Origin of the sequence: Acidovorax sp. M14 (assembly GCF_049331375.1) — a bacterium.
Lineage (GTDB): Bacteria > Pseudomonadota > Gammaproteobacteria > Burkholderiales > Burkholderiaceae_C > Acidovorax.
Window position 1 is genome coordinate 3,691,239 of the sequence record NZ_CP186263.1, and the last position, 15,879, is coordinate 3,707,117.

The following is a 15,879-nucleotide window of genomic DNA, read 5'->3' on the forward strand; positions in this document are numbered from 1 at the left end:
CACGATCTACCGCACGCCGCACACCAGGGCGCCCGGGTCGTTGTGAGCCAGCTCCCGGTCGTTCTTGGCCTGGGCCACTTCCATATCGCGCGGCAAGGTTACGCCGTTCTTCACGGCCAAAATCTCGGCCATCACACTCACCGCAATCTCGGGTGGTGTCTTGCTGCCGATGTAGATGCCAATGGGCCCGCGCAGGCGCTGCAGGCTGGCTTCGGTCTGGTCAAAGTGCTCGATCATGCGGGCCCGCCGCGCCTCGTTGTTGCGGCGCGAGCCAATGCCGCCCACGTAGAACGCTTCGGTGTTCAGCGCCTCCAGCAGCGCCAGGTCGTCCAGCTTGGGGTCGTGCGTGAGGGCCACCACGCAGGTGCGGCGGTCGGGCTTGAAGGCCAGCACCACATCGTCGGGCATGTCGCTCACCACCGTGGCGCCGGGCACGCTCCAGCTGCCCCGGTACTCCTCGCGCGGGTCGCACACCGTCACGGCAAAGCCGTTGAACAAGGCCATGGTGGCCAGGTATTCGGTGAGCTGCCCCGCTCCGATGAGCAACATGCGGTACTCGGGGCCGAAGGTGTTGGTGAGCTGCTGCGCATCCACCTTGAGATCCTCAGGGGCCTGGGTGGGTGCCAGGGTCACGGCGCCGTCGGACAGGCGCACGGTGCGCTGCACCAGGCGCCCGGCGGCCAGCTGAGCAATCAAGTCGGCCAGCAGCGCGGGATCGGGGTCGTACTCCAGCAATAGTTCCAGCGTGCCACCGCAGGGCAGGCCAAAGCGGTGGGCCTCGTCGGCGCTGACGCCGTATTTGACAAACGATGGCGGACCGCTGGGGATGCGGTGGTCGGTACCGTCTGCCGCCGCACCCGCCTGTGCATAGGCGCGGGTGTGGCGGTCGATCAAATCGTCTTCAATGCACCCGCCCGACACCGACCCCACCACCGCGCCGTCTTCGCACAGCGCCATGATCGAGCCCACCGGCCGGGGTGATGAGCCCCATGTGCGCACCACCGTGGCCAGCAGCGCGCGGCGCCCTGCGGCCCGCCAGCCATGCAGAGTGCGCAGCACGACGACGTCCAAATTTTCCATGACTCACTTCCTTCCGCTGCCCCGAGCAATCAGCCCCGATTGAACCACCAGGCCAGCAATACGAGGGCCGCCACGCCAACACCCCACACCCACGCAGGGATACCCGCACCCTGAGCGGCGCTCCCCCCGTCCACGATGCCTGGCTCGGTGATGGCATCGGCACTGGTCGCTGCATCTGCTGGGGCAGCTTCAGCGCGCGGAAAGCGGCGCTGCATCTCCTCGTCAAACCGCTTGAAGAAGTCTTCGGCCATGCTCTTGGCAGCGCCGTCGATGAGGCGCTGGCCCAGCTGCGCGATCTTGCCGCCCACCGAGGCGTGCACGGTGTAGTGCAGCTCGCAGCTGGCCTGCCCGGCCGCATCGGCGGGCAGCGGAACCAGCTTGACCTGGGCGTTGCCCTTGCCAAAGCCTGCCACGCCGCCGGAGCCGTCAAAGGCGATGTTGTAGCTCTCGGGTGGCACGATGTCGGACAGCGTGATCTTGCCCGCAAATTTGGCCGACACAGGCCCGATCTTGAGCGCCATGGCCACCGAATACTGGTTCTCGCCCGTGGGCTCGACCTTGTCGCAACCGGGAATGCACAGCTTGAGCACCTCGGGGTCGTTGAGTGCCTCCCAGGCCTGTTGCTGGCTGACGGCAAGGGTTCGGCTGGCTTGCATTTCCATGGTGGGTCCTCTCGGTCTTTAATGTGTGTGGATGTGGTGGGAATTCAATCGGTTGGCTGCATGGCTGGGTACGAAGCGATGCCGTGCAGCGCTGCAGCACGGCGCCGTCATTGCCGCAGCACGCTCGCCAGGCTGGCAGCCAGGTCCTTCAGGTGGCTCAGGTTGTGCACGGCCACCATGCCATGGGCCTGGCGGTGCAGGGCCGACGCACCACGCGCCGTGGGGGCATAGCCCTCGTAGCGCAGCAGGGGGTTGAGCCACAGCAGGCGGCCACAGTGGCGGCGCAGCCAGGCCAGTTCGCGCTCCAGCACCTCGGGCGTGCCCGTGTCCAGCCCGTCGCTGATCAGCAGCACCAGCGTGCGCCGCCCTACCAGGCGCCGCGCATGCTGCAGGCGCAACTGGCCCAGGCTGTCGCCCATGCGGGTACCGCCCGCAAAGTCGGTGATGGCATGGCTGGCAGTCTCCAGCATCGCATCGGTGTCGGCCAGGCGGAAGGCGGGCGTGAGATCGGTCAAGCCGGTGCCAAACGCAAACACGTCACGGCGCACAGCGGCGCCGGTGTGGCGCGGTGCGGTGGCCGCATGCAAAAAGGCCAGCAGCAAACGCGCGTAGCGCTCCATGGAGCCCGACACATCCACCAGCACCAACAACGGCAGCGGTTGCTGGCGGCGCTGCAGCAAGGGGATGTGCAGCACCTCGCCCCCACTGCGCGCCGCATGGTGCATGGCGCCGGGCCAGTGCGGACGGCTGCCGCGTGCACCCGGCCGGGTGCGGCGGGCGGCGTAGTGCGGCAAGGGCAAGGGCACGTCGCGCGCCAGGCGCTCCACCAGGATGTATTCGCTGGCTGATAGCTGGTTGAAGTCAGCCTGCCGCAGGCGCCGCAGGTCGCTGGCCGTCATGGCGGCATCGAATTCGATCTTGTCTTCTTCGCGCGCGGGCGGTGCGTTGCGCGCGGCACGCACGGGCGCCAGCGCCTCGCTCACACGCGGGCGGCGTTTGACGGGTTCGGCCTTGGACTCGGCGCTGGGCAGCATCTGTGCCAGCAGCTTCTGTGCGACGTTGGGATTGCGAAAGTAGGCGTCAAACAGCTCGCGGAACACCATGCGGTCTTGCTCGCGGCTGACCAGCACGGCCTCCAGTGCGGCGCTGAAATCCTCGCGCTGCAGGCCCACCAGCATCACCGCCTGCTGGGCCAGCGCCATGCGGGCAGCGTCCACCCGCACGCCAGCGCGGCGCAGCGTGCGGCCAAAGCCGCTCAGGTTGTCGGCCAGCTTGCCGGTGCGGGCATCGCCAAGTTGAGAGAACGTCGCGCCCTCGGCCATGGGACGGCTCTCATGCATCGGCATCAGCGGGTTGCAGCAACTGCACCGCCATGTCGCGGGTGAGCGCCGCGACGTCCTCGCGCTGCTTGAACAGGATGCCTGCGGTATCGGACACCACCTCGGGGTCCACCACGAGGGTGTCCAGCGCGACCAGCGCCTTGGCCCATTCCACGCTCTCGGCAATGCCCGGTGCGCGCTGGAAGGCGTTGGCAAATGGCTGGCTGCGCAGCCGGCCCACAAACTCTGCCACCTGCAGGGCCAGCGCCTCGCTCGCACCCGGCACCTGGGCGCGCACAATGGCCAGCTCACGCTCGCGCTCGGGGTAGTCCAGCCAGTGGTACAGGCAGCGGCGCTTGACGGCATCGTGCAGATCGCGCGTGCGGTTGCTGGTGAGGATGGTGACGGGCGTGGCCGTTGCACGCACGGTGCCGATCTCGGGAATGCTCACCTGGTACTCGCCCAGGTACTCCAGCAAAAAGGCCTCGAACGGTTCGTCGGCGCGGTCCACCTCGTCAATCAGCAGCACGGCGCCCGGTGCTGGCGCCTGCAGCGCCTGCAGCAACGGGCGGCGGATGAGGTAGCGGTCTTGGTACACCTCGCGCTCCACCTGCGCCATGTCGGCACCGCCCTGCCCTTCCGCAGCCCGCATGTGCAGCAACTGAGCGGCGTAGTTCCACTCGTACAGCGCCTCGCGCTGCTCCAGGCCGTCGTAGCACTGCAGGCGGATCAGGCTGCGCGACAGCACTTCCGAGAGGGCCTTGGCCAGCGCCGTCTTGCCCACGCCAGGCTCACCCTCCAGCAGCACAGGCCGCTGCAGCCTGAGCGCCAGAAACACCGCCGTGGCCAGGCGACGGTCGGCAAAATAGCCCACGCTTTGCAGGGCCTGCACCAGGGCGTCGATAGAAGCCGGAACCGGCGCGGCGTTCAACGAGTTCATTGCTATCCAATTCATAGCTGCCAGCGCATATGCTTCTAGCGCCAGCGGCCCATTTCACTCAAAAACCCGCCACCGGGTGCCGCACCACGGTGGTGGGGTTGCCCTCATGTCATTCCAGCATCTGCTGCACAGCGCGCTGCGTTTGCACGCTGATGAGGTTGGCGCGGTAGGCAGCGCTGGCGTGGATGTCGGCGTTCAGGTCGCTCGCGTCGATCTTGACGCTGGCCGCCGACTGCGGCGTGAAGCTCTGGTTGAGCGCTGCCTCCAGCCCCGCATGGCGGAACACGCTGCTGGCCGCACCGGTGACGGCCACGCGCACACCGCTGTCGGTCTGCGCCACAAACACCCCCACCAGCGAGAAGCGCGATGCCGCCTGCTTGAACTTCATGTACGCGGCACGCTTAGGGATGGGGAAGCGGATGGCAGTAATGATCTCGCCCTCCTCCAGCGCCGTGGTGTACATGCCCACGAAGAAGTCGTCAGCTTGGATCTCGCGGCGGTTGGTGATGACCGTGGCGCCCAGGCCCAGCACCGCGCTGGGGTAGCAGGCGGCGGGGTCGTTGTTGGCCACGGAGCCGCCCAGCGTGCCCCGTGCGCGCACCTGGCGGTCGCCGATGTGGGCAGCCAGGTCGGCCAGCGCCGGGATGGCCGACTTGACCTCACTGCTGGCCGCCACGTCCATGTGGCGCGTCATGGCACCGATGACCAGCGCGTTGCCTTCGCGGCGGATACCCGCCAGCTCGGCAATGCCGTTCAGGTCCACGATCTTTTCGGGGTTGGCCAGGCGCAGCCGCATGGACGGCAGCAGGCTTTGCCCGCCGGCAAGCAGCTTGCCGCCCTGGGCGATGAGCTGCGCGGCCGCAGCGGTGGAGGAAGGAGCCTCAAAGGTGAATGCGTACATGGTTGGTCTCCTTATGCCTTGGCGGACTGAATGGCTTCCCACACGCGGTGCGGCGACGCGGGCATGTCGAAGTCCTTCACGCCCAGAGGCCGCAGCGCGTCCAGCACAGCATTGATCACCGCCGGTGGCGAGCCGATCGCCCCGGCCTCGCCGCAGCCTTTGGTGCCCAGCGGGTTGTGGGTGCAGGGCGTGCACACATGGCCCAGCTTGAACTCGGGGAAGTCGTCAGCGCGCGGCATGGCGTAGTCCATGAAGCTGCCGGTGAGCAGCTGGCCGGTTTCGCGGTCGTACACGCAGTTCTCCAGCAGCGCCTGACCAATGCCCTGCACCAGACCGCCGTGCACCTGGCCTTCCACGATCATGGGGTTGATGATGGTGCCAAAGTCGTCCACGGCGGTGAACTTGTCCACGCGCGTCACGCCGGTCTGCGGGTCGATTTCCACCTCGCAGATGTAGGTACCTGCCGGGAAGGTGAAGTTGGTCGGGTCGTAGAACGCGGTTTCGTTCAGGCCGGGTTCCAGCTTGTCCAGCGGGTAGTTGTGCGGCACATAGGCCGTAAGTGCCACCTGACCGAACGGGATCTTCTTGTCCGTGCCCCGCACAGTGAATTCGCCGCCGCTGAAGTCGATGTCGGCGTCGCTGGCTTCCATCAAATGCGCGGCAATCTTCTTGGCCTTGGCCTCGATCTTGTCCAGCGCCTTCATGATGGCCGCCCCGCCCACGCTGATGGAGCGCGAGCCATAGGTGCCCATGCCGAACGGCACACGGCCCGTGTCGCCGTGCACGATGTCCACGTTCTCCACCGGAATGCCCAGGCGCGCGGCCACCACCTGCGCAAAGGTAGTCTCATGCCCTTGGCCGTGGCTGTGCGAGCCGGTGAACACCGTCACGCTGCCCGTGGGGTGCACGCGGACCTCGCCGCATTCAAAAAGGCCTGCGCGTGCGCCCAAAGCACCTGCGATGTTGGACGGCGCAATGCCGCAGGCCTCGATGTAGCTGCTGTAGCCAATGCCGCGCCTCAGACCCTTGGCCTCGCTGGCCGCCTTGCGCGCGGCAAAGCCCGCCACGTCGGCCAGCTGCTGGGCCTGCGTCATGCACGCGTGGTAGTCACCCACGTCGTACTGCAGTGCGACTGGCGTCTGGTAGGGCCAGCTGGTGATGAAGTTGCGCTTGCGGATCTCGTCCTGGCCCAGGCCCATTTCCCAGCCGCAACGTGTGACCAAGCGCTCCAGCAGGTAGGTCGCCTCGGGCCGGCCCGCGCCCCGGTAGGCATCCACGGGCGCGGTGTTGGTGAACCACGAATCCACCTCCACATACACCTGCGGTGTGGTGTACTGGCCTGCGAGCAGCGTGGCGTACAGGATGGTGGGCACGGCGCTGGCAAAGGTGCTCAGATACGCGCCCAGGTTGGCATGGGTGTGTACCCGCATGGCCAGGAACTTGCCGTCTTTGTCCATCGCCATTTCGGCATGGCTCACGTGGTCGCGACCATGCGCGTCGGAGAGGAACGCCTCGCTGCGGTCGGCCACCCACTTGATGTTGCGGTTGAGCTTTTTGGCCGCCCAGGTCAGGCACACGTCCTCGGCGTACAGATAGATCTTGGAGCCGAAGCCACCGCCCACGTCGGGCGCAATCACGCGCACCTTGTGCTCGGGCAGGCCCATCACAAACGCCGTCATCAGCAGGCGCTCGACGTGCGGGTTCTGGTTGCTGACATACAGCGTGTATTCGTCGCTCGCGCGGTTGTAGCTGCCGATGGCCGCACGCGGTTCCATGGCGTTGGGGATCAGGCGGTTGTTGATCAGGTCGAGCTTGGTGACGTGCGCCGCGTTGGCAAATGCGGCATCCACGGCGCCCTTGTCGCCGATGGCCCACTTGAAGCAGTGGTTGTCGGGCGCAATGTCGTGCAGCGCAGCACCGGCCACGGCACCCGATGCGGCGTCGGCCACATTCACCACTGCGGGCAGCACGTCGTAGTCCACCTCCACCAGCTCGGCCGCATCGCGCGCCTGTTGCTGGGTCAGCGCCACCACCATGGCCACGTGGTCGCCCACATAGCGCACCTTGCCCTGGGCCAGGATGGGGTGCGGCGGCTCCTTCATGGGCTCGCCGTTGGTACTGGTGATGAGCCAGCCGCAGGGCAGGCCGTTGATGTTGTCGGCGGCAACATCGGCGCCGGTGAACACGCCTAGCACGCCGGGCGCGGCCTTGGCGGCGTCGATGTTGATGCTGTTGATCTTGGCGTGGGCGTGCGGCGAGCGCACGAATACCGCATGGCTCTGCGCAGCCAGCACCACGTCGTCGGTGTACTGGCCCGCGCCGGTCAGGAAGCGGTAGTCTTCCTTGCGCTTGAGCGATTCGCCGATGTGCGGCAGCTTGGAAAAGTCGGATGCACCCATGGTCTTGTCTCCTTGGATTGTTCTGCGTGGGGACGGCGGGCGCGCTCAGGCGCCGGCCATGGCCTTCTGGCCGACCTGCACTGCGCGCACGATGTTCTGGTAGCCGGTGCAGCGGCAGATGTTGCCTTCGAGCAGCTCGCGGATCTCGCCTTCGCTGGCGTTGGGGTGGTTCTTGCACAAGTCCACCGCACTCATCACCATGCCGGGTGTGCAGAAGCCGCACTGCAGGCCATGGCACTCCTTGAACGCCGCCTGCATGGGATGCATGGTGCCGTCAGCAGCCGCCATGCCTTCGATGGTCGTCACCTCGGCCCCCTGCGCCTGCACCGCCAGCATGGCGCAGGATTTGACGGCCCGGCCGTTCACATGCACCGTACACGCCCCGCACTGGCTGGTGTCGCAACCCACATGGGTGCCGGTGAGCATCAGGTGCTCTCGCAGCGCATGGACAAGCAGGGTATTGGGAGGGACGTCAACACTGGCAGCGCGCCCGTTGACCGTGAACTGGACTTGCATCTGGCTGTCTCCTGGAGTGGTTCTGGCTGGATAGGAGCGCGCTCACGACCTCGCGGAGGGGATCAGAGTCACGCTCATCGCTCGCGCATCTTCTGCCGCGCCCCAACGACCATCCCTAGGGACAACCCTAGATTTCCAGGGCCCCTGGCTGGATATTCTCAAAATGAAACATGCTGCAATGCACACTAGTCCACTGAATCCGGGAAATCGGGGGTGCGCCAGGGCTGCGGCGGGATGCACGGCAAGGCGCCTGGCGCAGCCAATGCTGGCTGCCTTGGCAAGTCAGGCAACGCCGCCGGGTACCCGCCGCAGCCCTGGCCCGGAGGGTGAGGGTCTGGCAAGGCCGCACTCGTTGTTGCCGTGCTCGCCGGGTGTACAACACGGCTGCGCCCGGCGCCTAGATTGCGGCCTTGCCAGACCCTCACGCACCCCCGATTTCCCGGATTCAGTGGACTACCGCATCATGCGGTCCTTCAGGAGCCCATTCACATGCTGATCTCCGCGCCCCACCCCGCTGCTGACCGCCACGCGCTGATTGCGCAGGCGCGCCAGAGCCTGCTGTCCGACGGTGCAGCGCCCGTGCGCGCCGAGGTGGAACCGTGGATTGCGCGGTCCTGGCAACGCTGCCTGGCGCGGGGTCTGGAGCCCACGCGGCGCGTGGCGTTTGACGCCGTCAGCGCCACGGCGCTGCGCCACAGCCAGGAGCAGAACCACCACCTGCTGCGCGCGGCCCGGCCGGTGTTGGAGCAGCTGACCCGGGCCATTGCGGGCATGCGCTACTTCGCCATGCTGACCGATGCACGCGGCATCGTGGTCGATGTGCAGGGCCATTGCGACCGGAGCGACCCGCGCGCCAGCGCCATTGGCCGCGTGGGCATTGACCTGTCGGAAGCCGCCGTGGGCACCACTGCCATCGGCGCCGCGCTGGAAGAGCTGCAGCCCGTGTGGCTGCACCGGGGCGAGCATTTCTTTGACGACAACGCCAGCTACAGCTGCGCCGGGGCCCCGCTGTTCGACCCCCAGGGCCGCTGCATGGGCATGCTGGACCTGACGGGTGTGGATGTGCCCGAGCGGCCCGAGCTGCGCCACCTGGTGGCCCGGTCGGCCCGCGCCATGGAAGACGCACTGCTGCTGCAGCTGCCCCACGCCCTGCTGCTGCGCCTGAACTGGCCGGGCTGCCCGCTGGGCGGCGAAGGCGATGGCCTGCTGACGCTGGATGCCGACGGCTGCGTGGTGGGTGCCAACAGCGTGGCCCGCCAGCTCGTGCCCCAACCCCTGCGCGCCCCCGGCCTGCCCGGCACCCGCACCCACTGCAGCGACCTGCTGGCCATGCCCTGGACCATGCTGTTCGACGCGGCCCGCCAGCAGCGCAGAGAGCCGCTGGATTTGCCGCTGTGGTCGGGCCTGCGGCTGCACGCCCTGGCGCAGCTGCCTGCGCACGCCCGCACCGTGGGCGACACCCACACGGCAGCGGTGCCAGGCATTGCATCGGCGCCCGCCCCGCTGCGAGAGGCCGAGGTCGCAATGATCCGCCGCGCCGTGCAGGAGGCGCGCGGCAACGTGGCCGAGGCGGCGCGTGCGCTGGGCATCAGCCGCGCCACGGTGTACCGCAAGCTGGGCGCCCACAAAGGCGGGTGAAGGGCCCGCGCCGCTGCCCACACCGCTGTGCGAGCTTCTGACGCCTCTAATTCAAGCCTTTTTGGCCGATAGCGCTAGTGCAATATGCCTAAGCAGCTATCAAATAGGTAGCAACTCAATCACCCCATCAACCGAGGCGCCTCGGGCCGCTCAGGCACGCGGCCGGCGCAGGCCCACCACGGGCTGCGCGCTGCGCCGCTGCTGGCGCTCCAGCGCGCCATCGGCGGCGGCTTTCAGCAGCCGCTGGAAGGACGGGCACTGGGCATGGCTCTCGGCCGGGCAGGCGGCCGCGTGCCGCAGGCCGTTGCTCATGGCCTTGAGGCGCTTGACCATGGTGTCGAGTTCGTCCGCCTTGGCCGATAGCAGCTGCCGGTCGATGTTGGGTTCACCACCGGGCAAAAACATCGACCGGATGTCGTCCAGCGAGAACCCGGCCGATTGCCCCAGCGCAATCAGCGCCAGCTGGTCCATCACGCCGGGCGCAAACCGGCGGCGCTCACCCGGTTGCCCCACCGACTGGATCAGCCCCTTCTCCTCGTAATACCGCAGCGTGGACGCCCGCAGCCCGGAGCGTTTGGCGACTTCGGCAATGTCCATGAAAAAACCTCTTGACCTCAAGTTGACTTGAACTTCTATATTCCGTTCAAAACCTTCTTCCGTCAACTTTTCGAGGTGTTTTCATGACTCTCTCACTGCAAGACATTCCCCTCGCCGTGCTCCTGGGCATCGGCGCCACCGCCGTCATGGATGCGTGGCTGTTGCTGCTCAAAAGGCTGGGCGTGCCCACGCTCAACTTCGCTTTTATCGGCCGCTGGGTGGGCCACCTGCTGCGCGGGCAGGTCGCCCACGCGGCCATCGCCAAGGCGGCTCCGGTGCGCGGCGAGCTGGCCTGGGGCTGGCTCACGCATTACGCCGTGGGCGTGGCCTTTGCCGGGGTACTGCTGTCTTTGCAGGGCGCCGCCTGGGTCCACAGCCCCACCCTGCTGCCCGCGCTGGCCGTGGGCATAGGCACCGTGGCGGCGCCGCTCTTGGTCATGCAGCCTGCCATGGGCTCGGGCTTTGCGGCATCGCGCACGCCCACCCCGCTCAAGAACTGCCTGCGCAGCCTCGCCAACCACACCGTGTTTGGCCTGGGCCTGTATCTCTCCGCGCTGGTCATCGCACTGATTTCACGCTGACCTGTCCCGCGCCTTCTCCCCCCGAAATCACACTCAAGGAAACCACACCATGCAACACATTGCCATCGTTTATCACAGCGCCCACGGACACACCGCGCACATTGCCCACCACGTGCTGGACGGCGCACGCGCCGTGCCGGGCATCCTCGCTGAACTGGTCAGGGCCGAAGACCTGGCGCAGGCCCCCGACCGCCTGCTGCGCTACGACGGCGTCATCCTGGGCTCGCCCACCTACCTGGGCAGGGTCTCCGGGCCGTTCAAGACCTTCATGGATTCCACAGGCCGCCTGTGGAAGACGCATCAGCTCAAGAACAAGCTGGCGGCGGGCTTTACCGTGTCGTCACTGCCAGCGGGCGACAAACAGTCCACGCTGATGTCGATGTGGGTGTTTGCCATGCAGCACGGCATGGTGTGGGTGGGCAACCCCATCCTGCCCGAGCAGCATGCCGGGGTGCCGTACGACGAGGCGGCCAACCGGCTCGGCTCCTGGTCGGGCCTGATGGCGCAGGCGGGCCATGGGGCAGCCGCCGATGCGTTTGTCCCCGGAGACACCAAAACCGCCCGCATGTTCGGCCAGCACTTTGCCGAGACGCTGCAACGCCTGGGCAGTGTGGGCGGTGCAGCCGCACGCCAGACTGGCGAAGAGGTGGCGGCATGATCCCCGCCCGCTATGGCCCGGTGCTGTTCAGCCTGATCTTGTCGGGCGTGATGTCGCTGCTGGTGTCGGGCATCTCCACCTTTCGCGCACTGCAGCCGCAGCAGGACTTTGTGAGCCTGTGGGCGGGCGCATGGCTGACCGGGTGGCTGTTCGCCTTCCCGGCGGTGATGCTGGCAGCGCCAATGGCGCGCAAGGCGGTGGCGCTGCTCACGGCCAGGGGCTGAGCGTGCGGGCGGGCTGCGCCGCGCCGCTCACGCCCGCTCGTACCAGCCCTTGCTTCGGTTGACGAGGTGCACCACCAGCAGCATCACCGGCACCTCGATCAGCACGCCCACCACGGTGGCCAGCGCGGCACCCGAGTGAAAGCCGAACAGGCTGATGGCGGCGGCCACCGCCAGCTCGAAGAAGTTGGAGGCGCCGATCAGCGCCGAAGGACAGGCCACGCTGTGCGTCTCTCCCACCGCGCGGTTGAGCCAGTAGGCCAGCCCTGCGTTGAAGAACACCTGGATCAGAATGGGCACGGCCAGCAGCGCAATCACCAGCGGCTGCTGCAGGATGGCCTGGCCCTGGAACGCAAACAGCAGCACCAACGTGGCCAGCAATGCGGCGATGGACCAGGGCCCCATGCGCGCCATGACGGTATCGAACACCGCCTGCCCCTTGGCCAGCAGCGACCGGCGCAGCCACTGGGCCAGCACCACCGGGATCACGATGTAGAGCACCACCGAGGTCAGCAGGGTGTCCCATGGCACGGTGATGGCCGAGATGCCCAGCAAGAACGCCACCAGCGGCGCAAACGCGACCACCATGATGCTGTCGTTCAGCGCCACCTGCGACAGCGTGAAGAGCGGGTCGCCGCCAGTGAGGCGGCTCCACACGAACACCATGGCCGTGCAGGGGGCCACTGCCAGCAGGATGAGGCCTGCGATGTAGCTGTCCAGCTGGTCCGCAGGCAGGTAGGGCGCAAACCAGTGGCGGATGAACAGCCAGCCCAGCAACGCCATCGAAAACGGCTTGACCAGCCAGTTCACCACCAGCGTCACGCCGATGCCCCGGGCGTGCTTGCGCACCTCGCCCAGCGCACCGAAGTCCACCTTCACCAGCATGGGGATGACCATCACCCAGATCAGCAGGCCCACGGGCAAGTTGACCTTGGCAATCTCCATGCGGCCCACCGCCTGAAACACTGAGGGGAAGAATTGCCCGAGCGCAATGCCCACCACGATGCACAACAGCACCCACACGGTGAGGTAGCGCTCGAACACGCTCATGGGGGCCGGGACGACGGCTCCGGCTGGGTTGCACTGCACCGTCATGGCGTGGTGGCGGCACGCGACAGTTCGCGCGCGGTGTGCTGCAGCAGGGTCTTTTCGAGCTTGTCGGCGGGCAGGTTGATGAGCAGCTCCAGCCGCTGGTGGATGGCATGCAAGGTCTTGCGGAAAGCCTCGCGCTTTTCATCGTCCGAGCCATTCCCCTCAGACGGGTCGGCGTAGCCCCAGTGCGCAGTGGCCGGGTGGCCGGGCCAGATGGGGCAGACCTCGCCGGCCGCGTTGTCGCAGACGGTGATGATGAGGTCCATCACCGGCGCGCCCGGGGCGGCAAACTCGTCCCAGCTTTTGCTGCGCAGGCCTGCGGTCGAGATGCCTGCGGCGCGCAGCACCTCCAGGCCCAGAGGGTTCGGCTGCTGGTTGTCGCGCGGGCTGCTGCCCGCCGAGTACGCGTGGAACCGGCCCGGCGCCATGTCGTTGAGCAAGGCCTCGGCCAGGATGCTGCGGGCCGAGTTGTGGGTGCAGAGAAAGAGAACGTTCAAGGCGGTCATGCGGCGCTCTCAGCAGCAGCTGGTTTTGGAGTTTGTGGCCGTGGCCGGGCCGCAGCACGCCGCCCGAGGCGCCGCTGGCGCAGGGGCTGCCGCCGAAGGCGTGCAGCAGGCACCCGGTGCCGAGGACGGAGCCGCCTCGTTGAAAACAGGAATGTCCCCCAGCGTGTGGAAGTGCTCCCACGCAATGCCCTGCGGGTCGGTCACCCAGTGCTTTTCGCTGCGGGCGTAGCAGCATGTGGTGTTGCCCTCGTCGAGCAAGGCCATGTCGGCGGCCTCGGCACGGGCCTTCAGTTCGGCCAGCTCCGCAGCGTCGTCGGTCTGCATGCCAAAGTGGTCCAGGCCTGGCTTGGCGCCCCGCGTGGAGATGGCGAAGTTGACGCGCGGGTCCTCCAGCATCCACTTGGCATAGTCCGCCTCCACCCGCGCGGGGGCGGCAGCAAACAGCTTGGAATAGAAGGCGATGCTCTGGGTCAGGTCATCGACATGCACATGGGCGTGGAAGCGTTTCATGGGGTTCTCCTCGGGGGAAATGGACAGAGGGACAGAGACGGTCAGCAATGGCAGGACGCGGCCGCGTCGGCAGGCGCGCAGCCCTGGCCTTCGCAGCAGTTTTCAGTGAGGTAGGCCAGCAGCGCATTCATGGTGTCGAACGCGGCGCGATAGATCAGGTTGCGGCCCTGTCGCTCCTGGCTGATGAGCCCGGCATGCGACAGCTCCTTGAGGTGAAAAGACAGGGTGTTGGGCGCCACCTCCAGCTGGGCGGCCAAGTCGCTGGGGGTCAACCCTGCGGGGCCCGCTACCACCAGCGCACGGAAGACCCGCAGGCGGACCTCCTGGGCCAGGGCTGCGAGGGCACGGACAACATCGGTTTCTTGCATGAATCGATAATACAACGATTGTTGAATTATTGAAAGCGGCTTCCAAACACGTATTGAAAAACCACTCTTGCCACAGATGGTCGCCAAGTGCCCAAGAGCGCGTACCCGCCACAGGCCGTTACGTTTTGGCCCCACCCTACAGTCGTATGATGACCCGCGTACAAAAAAGGGCGGGAGCACGTGGACGATATGGTTTCAATCTGGCATGGCGCCATGCAGGTGTTTGTGGTGGGGTTTCCGCCACTGCTGCAAAGCCTGCTGTTCTGGGTGTTTGCGGCACTCGTCGTGCACGTGTGCCAGCAGTTGGTGGAGCACACCGCGTATTCGGTGGACCCGTCCAGCCGCCGCATCAGCGCATCCCACGCATCGCTGTGCATTGGCTCCATCGTGTGGGCGCTGGATGTGGTTGGCCTGTTCCTGTACAACGAGCTGTCGCACCACGTGCTGGAGCTGGTGCCCGCGCTCAGCGGCCTGGTCATCATGGTGGTGAGTGCGCGGCTCACCATCCCCACCCTCAGCACCGGCGCCAGCAAACGCCGCATTGCGCTGGCCAGCCTGTGGCTGGCGGTGGGCACGCTGGCCGGGCACTTCACCATCACCAGCAGCCATGTGCAGAGTTTTGGGCAGATCAACCTGCTGGCCACCGTGCTGTCGCTGGGCATTGCCACCGGCATTTCGTGCTATTGCGCGATCCGCCATCGCGCCGCCAAGCTCAGTGTGCTCACCCCCCGCTACCGCGCCCAGAACTGGTTGGACAAGCTGCTGTGCGGCGGCGCGATCCTGGTACTGCACTGGCTGTTGGTCAACACCTTTCCCATGCACCAGGGCAACCACGATACGGCGTCCGATGGCGCCGCCTTGCTCGTTGTGATGCTGGTGTTTGCGATGGCGGTGGCCATGGAACATCTGAGCAACCTGCGCTCGGACGCGGGGCGACAGCAGCTGCTGCGGCGCGGGTTGTCGATGATGCGCACCTCGGCACTAGCCCACAACGCCCACAGCGATATTCAGCAGTCGCTGATTGCCGATCACCTGGACCGGCTGCTGCACCCCGACAACCTGGCCCTGCATTTCCAGCCCATCATCCACACCCAGCGCAGCGGGGTGCAGCTGGAGGCTCTGCTGCGGCTGACCGACACCACCCTGGGCCGCATCAACCCCGAAACTTTCTTGCTGGTGTGCGAGCTGCAGGGCAAGACGGCGGAGGTGGACCGCATGATTGTGTGCAATGCGCTCGACCATCTGTGCCACTGGCGGGCGCAGGGGCTGGATGCAGTGGCCATCAGCGTCAATGTGGCACCGGTCACACTGATGCACGAGAGCTTTGCGCCCTGGCTGGGCCTGCAGCTGGCGCAGCGCGGCCTGCCCCCGCGCACCCTGAAGCTCGAAATGACCGAGCATGCCGTCATTGCGCTGGGCCCCCAGATGGTGGCGGCCATCAGCGCGCTGAGCGCCCTGGGCGTGGCCGTGCTGATGGACGACTTTGGCGCCGGTTATTCGTCGCTGGGCATGCTGGCCGAGCTGCCCATTGCGGGCATCAAGTGCGACCGCCTGTTCGTGCGCCAATTGCCGCAAGACCGCCGCCGTCAGAAACTGCTGCGGCACATCTGCGCGCTGGCGCGGGATCTGGGCCTGTCGGTGGTGGTCGAGGGGGTAGAGACGCCGGAGGAGCTGCGGGCCCTGGCCGCCGCCGGGCTGCACCACATCCAGGGCTACCTGTTCAGCCGCCCCATTGCAGCGCCTGACGTACCCACCTGGCACCGCACGCAACTGCAGTCGCAGCGTGCCGCCCTCCAGGCCTTGCTGCACACGCCGGGCAGTGGCAGGGGCAGCGATACCTCCTTTGTGCCCACGCAGCCCAGCATGCATTGGGCTTCAGGGGCATGACCCT

At 66.9% G+C, this 15,879-nt stretch carries 17 protein-coding genes; 5 read left to right on the forward strand and 12 right to left on the reverse strand.

Going from position 1 to position 15,879, the window contains the following annotated elements:
• Nucleotides 1–6: 6 nt before the first annotated feature.
• The 7 genes from ACOYR4_RS17210 to ACOYR4_RS17240 form a co-directional block, all read right to left on the reverse strand.
• Nucleotides 7–1,080, reverse strand: coding sequence for an XdhC family protein (locus ACOYR4_RS17210; RefSeq protein ID WP_422847438.1), 1,074 nt, complete (start codon nucleotides 1,078–1,080; stop codon nucleotides 7–9).
• Between the two features lie 29 nt (nucleotides 1,081–1,109).
• Nucleotides 1,110–1,742: a CoxG family protein gene (locus ACOYR4_RS17215; RefSeq protein WP_422847439.1), complete on the reverse strand. Its 633-nt coding sequence runs from the start codon at nucleotides 1,740–1,742 to the stop codon at nucleotides 1,110–1,112.
• 107 nt (nucleotides 1,743–1,849) lie between these two features.
• On the reverse strand, nucleotides 1,850–3,064 hold the full coding sequence (locus ACOYR4_RS17220; RefSeq protein WP_422849683.1) for a vWA domain-containing protein: 1,215 nt from the start codon (nucleotides 3,062–3,064) through the stop codon (nucleotides 1,850–1,852).
• Between the two features lie 10 nt (nucleotides 3,065–3,074).
• A complete protein-coding gene (locus ACOYR4_RS17225) occupies nucleotides 3,075–4,001 on the reverse strand; it encodes an AAA family ATPase (protein WP_422847440.1) in 927 nt (308 codons plus the stop codon).
• Nucleotides 4,002–4,110: 109 nt separating this feature from the next.
• Complete coding sequence (locus tag ACOYR4_RS17230; RefSeq protein ID WP_209818922.1) at nucleotides 4,111–4,902, reverse strand: FAD binding domain-containing protein; 792 nt, start codon at nucleotides 4,900–4,902, stop codon at nucleotides 4,111–4,113.
• An 11-nt stretch (nucleotides 4,903–4,913) separates the two neighbouring features.
• Nucleotides 4,914–7,301 carry a xanthine dehydrogenase family protein molybdopterin-binding subunit gene (locus ACOYR4_RS17235; protein ID WP_295939591.1) on the reverse strand — a complete coding sequence of 796 codons (2,388 nt, stop codon included), beginning with the start codon at nucleotides 7,299–7,301 and terminating at the stop codon, nucleotides 4,914–4,916.
• A gap of 45 nt (nucleotides 7,302–7,346) precedes the next feature.
• On the reverse strand, nucleotides 7,347–7,817 hold the full coding sequence (locus ACOYR4_RS17240; RefSeq protein WP_116747689.1) for a (2Fe-2S)-binding protein: 471 nt from the start codon (nucleotides 7,815–7,817) through the stop codon (nucleotides 7,347–7,349).
• Between the two features lie 489 nt (nucleotides 7,818–8,306).
• Between ACOYR4_RS17240 and ACOYR4_RS17245 the strand changes: the two genes are divergently transcribed.
• On the forward strand, nucleotides 8,307–9,455 hold the full coding sequence (locus ACOYR4_RS17245; protein ID WP_291446613.1) for a helix-turn-helix domain-containing protein: 1,149 nt from the start codon (nucleotides 8,307–8,309) through the stop codon (nucleotides 9,453–9,455).
• Nucleotides 9,456–9,605: 150 nt separating this feature from the next.
• On the opposite strand, the gene ACOYR4_RS17250 is transcribed toward ACOYR4_RS17245, so the two are convergent.
• A complete protein-coding gene (locus ACOYR4_RS17250) occupies nucleotides 9,606–10,052 on the reverse strand; it encodes a helix-turn-helix domain-containing protein (RefSeq protein ID WP_110959976.1) in 447 nt (148 codons plus the stop codon).
• A gap of 83 nt (nucleotides 10,053–10,135) precedes the next feature.
• Between ACOYR4_RS17250 and ACOYR4_RS17255 the strand changes: the two genes are divergently transcribed.
• From ACOYR4_RS17255 to ACOYR4_RS17265, 3 genes are read left to right on the forward strand one after another with little or no spacing between them, the layout of a single operon-like run.
• Entirely contained in the window at nucleotides 10,136–10,633 is a 498-nt protein-coding gene (locus ACOYR4_RS17255; protein ID WP_291446614.1) for a DUF2938 domain-containing protein, read from the forward strand.
• A gap of 49 nt (nucleotides 10,634–10,682) precedes the next feature.
• The gene (locus tag ACOYR4_RS17260; protein ID WP_422847441.1) at nucleotides 10,683–11,291 is read left to right on the forward strand and encodes a flavodoxin family protein; all 609 of its coding nucleotides are present in this window, start codon (nucleotides 10,683–10,685) and stop codon (nucleotides 11,289–11,291) included.
• Entirely contained in the window at nucleotides 11,288–11,515 is a 228-nt protein-coding gene (locus tag ACOYR4_RS17265; RefSeq protein ID WP_116747691.1) for a DUF2798 domain-containing protein, read from the forward strand. The genes ACOYR4_RS17260 and ACOYR4_RS17265 overlap by 4 nt, the downstream gene beginning before the upstream one ends.
• Nucleotides 11,516–11,542: 27 nt before the next feature.
• On the opposite strand, the gene arsB is transcribed toward ACOYR4_RS17265, so the two are convergent.
• The 4 genes from arsB to ACOYR4_RS17285 are packed head-to-tail and all read right to left on the reverse strand — an operon-like array spanning nucleotide 11,543 to nucleotide 13,988.
• Entirely contained in the window at nucleotides 11,543–12,607 is a 1,065-nt protein-coding gene (gene arsB, locus ACOYR4_RS17270; protein ID WP_422847442.1) for an ACR3 family arsenite efflux transporter, read from the reverse strand.
• Entirely contained in the window at nucleotides 12,604–13,110 is a 507-nt protein-coding gene (locus ACOYR4_RS17275; protein ID WP_295939572.1) for an arsenate reductase ArsC, read from the reverse strand. Before ACOYR4_RS17275 ends, arsB begins: the two co-directional genes overlap by 4 nt.
• Nucleotides 13,111–13,119: 9 nt before the next feature.
• Nucleotides 13,120–13,620, reverse strand: coding sequence for an ArsI/CadI family heavy metal resistance metalloenzyme (locus ACOYR4_RS17280; RefSeq protein WP_295939570.1), 501 nt, complete (start codon nucleotides 13,618–13,620; stop codon nucleotides 13,120–13,122).
• Between the two features lie 41 nt (nucleotides 13,621–13,661).
• Nucleotides 13,662–13,988, reverse strand: coding sequence for an ArsR/SmtB family transcription factor (locus ACOYR4_RS17285; protein WP_108499698.1), 327 nt, complete (start codon nucleotides 13,986–13,988; stop codon nucleotides 13,662–13,664).
• 189 nt (nucleotides 13,989–14,177) lie between these two features.
• Between ACOYR4_RS17285 and ACOYR4_RS17290 the strand changes: the two genes are divergently transcribed.
• Nucleotides 14,178–15,875, forward strand: coding sequence for an EAL domain-containing protein (locus ACOYR4_RS17290; protein WP_422847443.1), 1,698 nt, complete (start codon nucleotides 14,178–14,180; stop codon nucleotides 15,873–15,875).
• Nucleotides 15,876–15,879 lie beyond the last annotated feature (4 nt).

Coding starts and splice junctions, on each gene's coding strand:
- ACOYR4_RS17210 (WP_422847438.1), bottom strand. CDS start 1,080: ATGGAAAATTTGGACGTCGTCGTGCTGCGCACTCTGCATGGCTGGCGG.
- ACOYR4_RS17215 (WP_422847439.1), bottom strand. CDS start 1,742: ATGGAAATGCAAGCCAGCCGAACCCTTGCCGTCAGCCAGCAACAGGCC.
- ACOYR4_RS17220 (WP_422849683.1), bottom strand. CDS start 3,064: ATGGCCGAGGGCGCGACGTTCTCTCAACTTGGCGATGCCCGCACCGGC.
- ACOYR4_RS17225 (WP_422847440.1), bottom strand. CDS start 4,001: ATGAACTCGTTGAACGCCGCGCCGGTTCCGGCTTCTATCGACGCCCTG.
- ACOYR4_RS17230 (WP_209818922.1), bottom strand. CDS start 4,902: ATGTACGCATTCACCTTTGAGGCTCCTTCCTCCACCGCTGCGGCCGCG.
- ACOYR4_RS17235 (WP_295939591.1), bottom strand. CDS start 7,301: ATGGGTGCATCCGACTTTTCCAAGCTGCCGCACATCGGCGAATCGCTC.
- ACOYR4_RS17240 (WP_116747689.1), bottom strand. CDS start 7,817: ATGCAAGTCCAGTTCACGGTCAACGGGCGCGCTGCCAGTGTTGACGTC.
- ACOYR4_RS17245 (WP_291446613.1), top strand. CDS start 8,307: ATGCTGATCTCCGCGCCCCACCCCGCTGCTGACCGCCACGCGCTGATT.
- ACOYR4_RS17250 (WP_110959976.1), bottom strand. CDS start 10,052: ATGGACATTGCCGAAGTCGCCAAACGCTCCGGGCTGCGGGCGTCCACG.
- ACOYR4_RS17255 (WP_291446614.1), top strand. CDS start 10,136: ATGACTCTCTCACTGCAAGACATTCCCCTCGCCGTGCTCCTGGGCATC.
- ACOYR4_RS17260 (WP_422847441.1), top strand. CDS start 10,683: ATGCAACACATTGCCATCGTTTATCACAGCGCCCACGGACACACCGCG.
- ACOYR4_RS17265 (WP_116747691.1), top strand. CDS start 11,288: ATGATCCCCGCCCGCTATGGCCCGGTGCTGTTCAGCCTGATCTTGTCG.
- arsB (WP_422847442.1), bottom strand. CDS start 12,607: ATGACGGTGCAGTGCAACCCAGCCGGAGCCGTCGTCCCGGCCCCCATG.
- ACOYR4_RS17275 (WP_295939572.1), bottom strand. CDS start 13,110: ATGACCGCCTTGAACGTTCTCTTTCTCTGCACCCACAACTCGGCCCGC.
- ACOYR4_RS17280 (WP_295939570.1), bottom strand. CDS start 13,620: ATGAAACGCTTCCACGCCCATGTGCATGTCGATGACCTGACCCAGAGC.
- ACOYR4_RS17285 (WP_108499698.1), bottom strand. CDS start 13,988: ATGCAAGAAACCGATGTTGTCCGTGCCCTCGCAGCCCTGGCCCAGGAG.
- ACOYR4_RS17290 (WP_422847443.1), top strand. CDS start 14,178: ATGGTTTCAATCTGGCATGGCGCCATGCAGGTGTTTGTGGTGGGGTTT.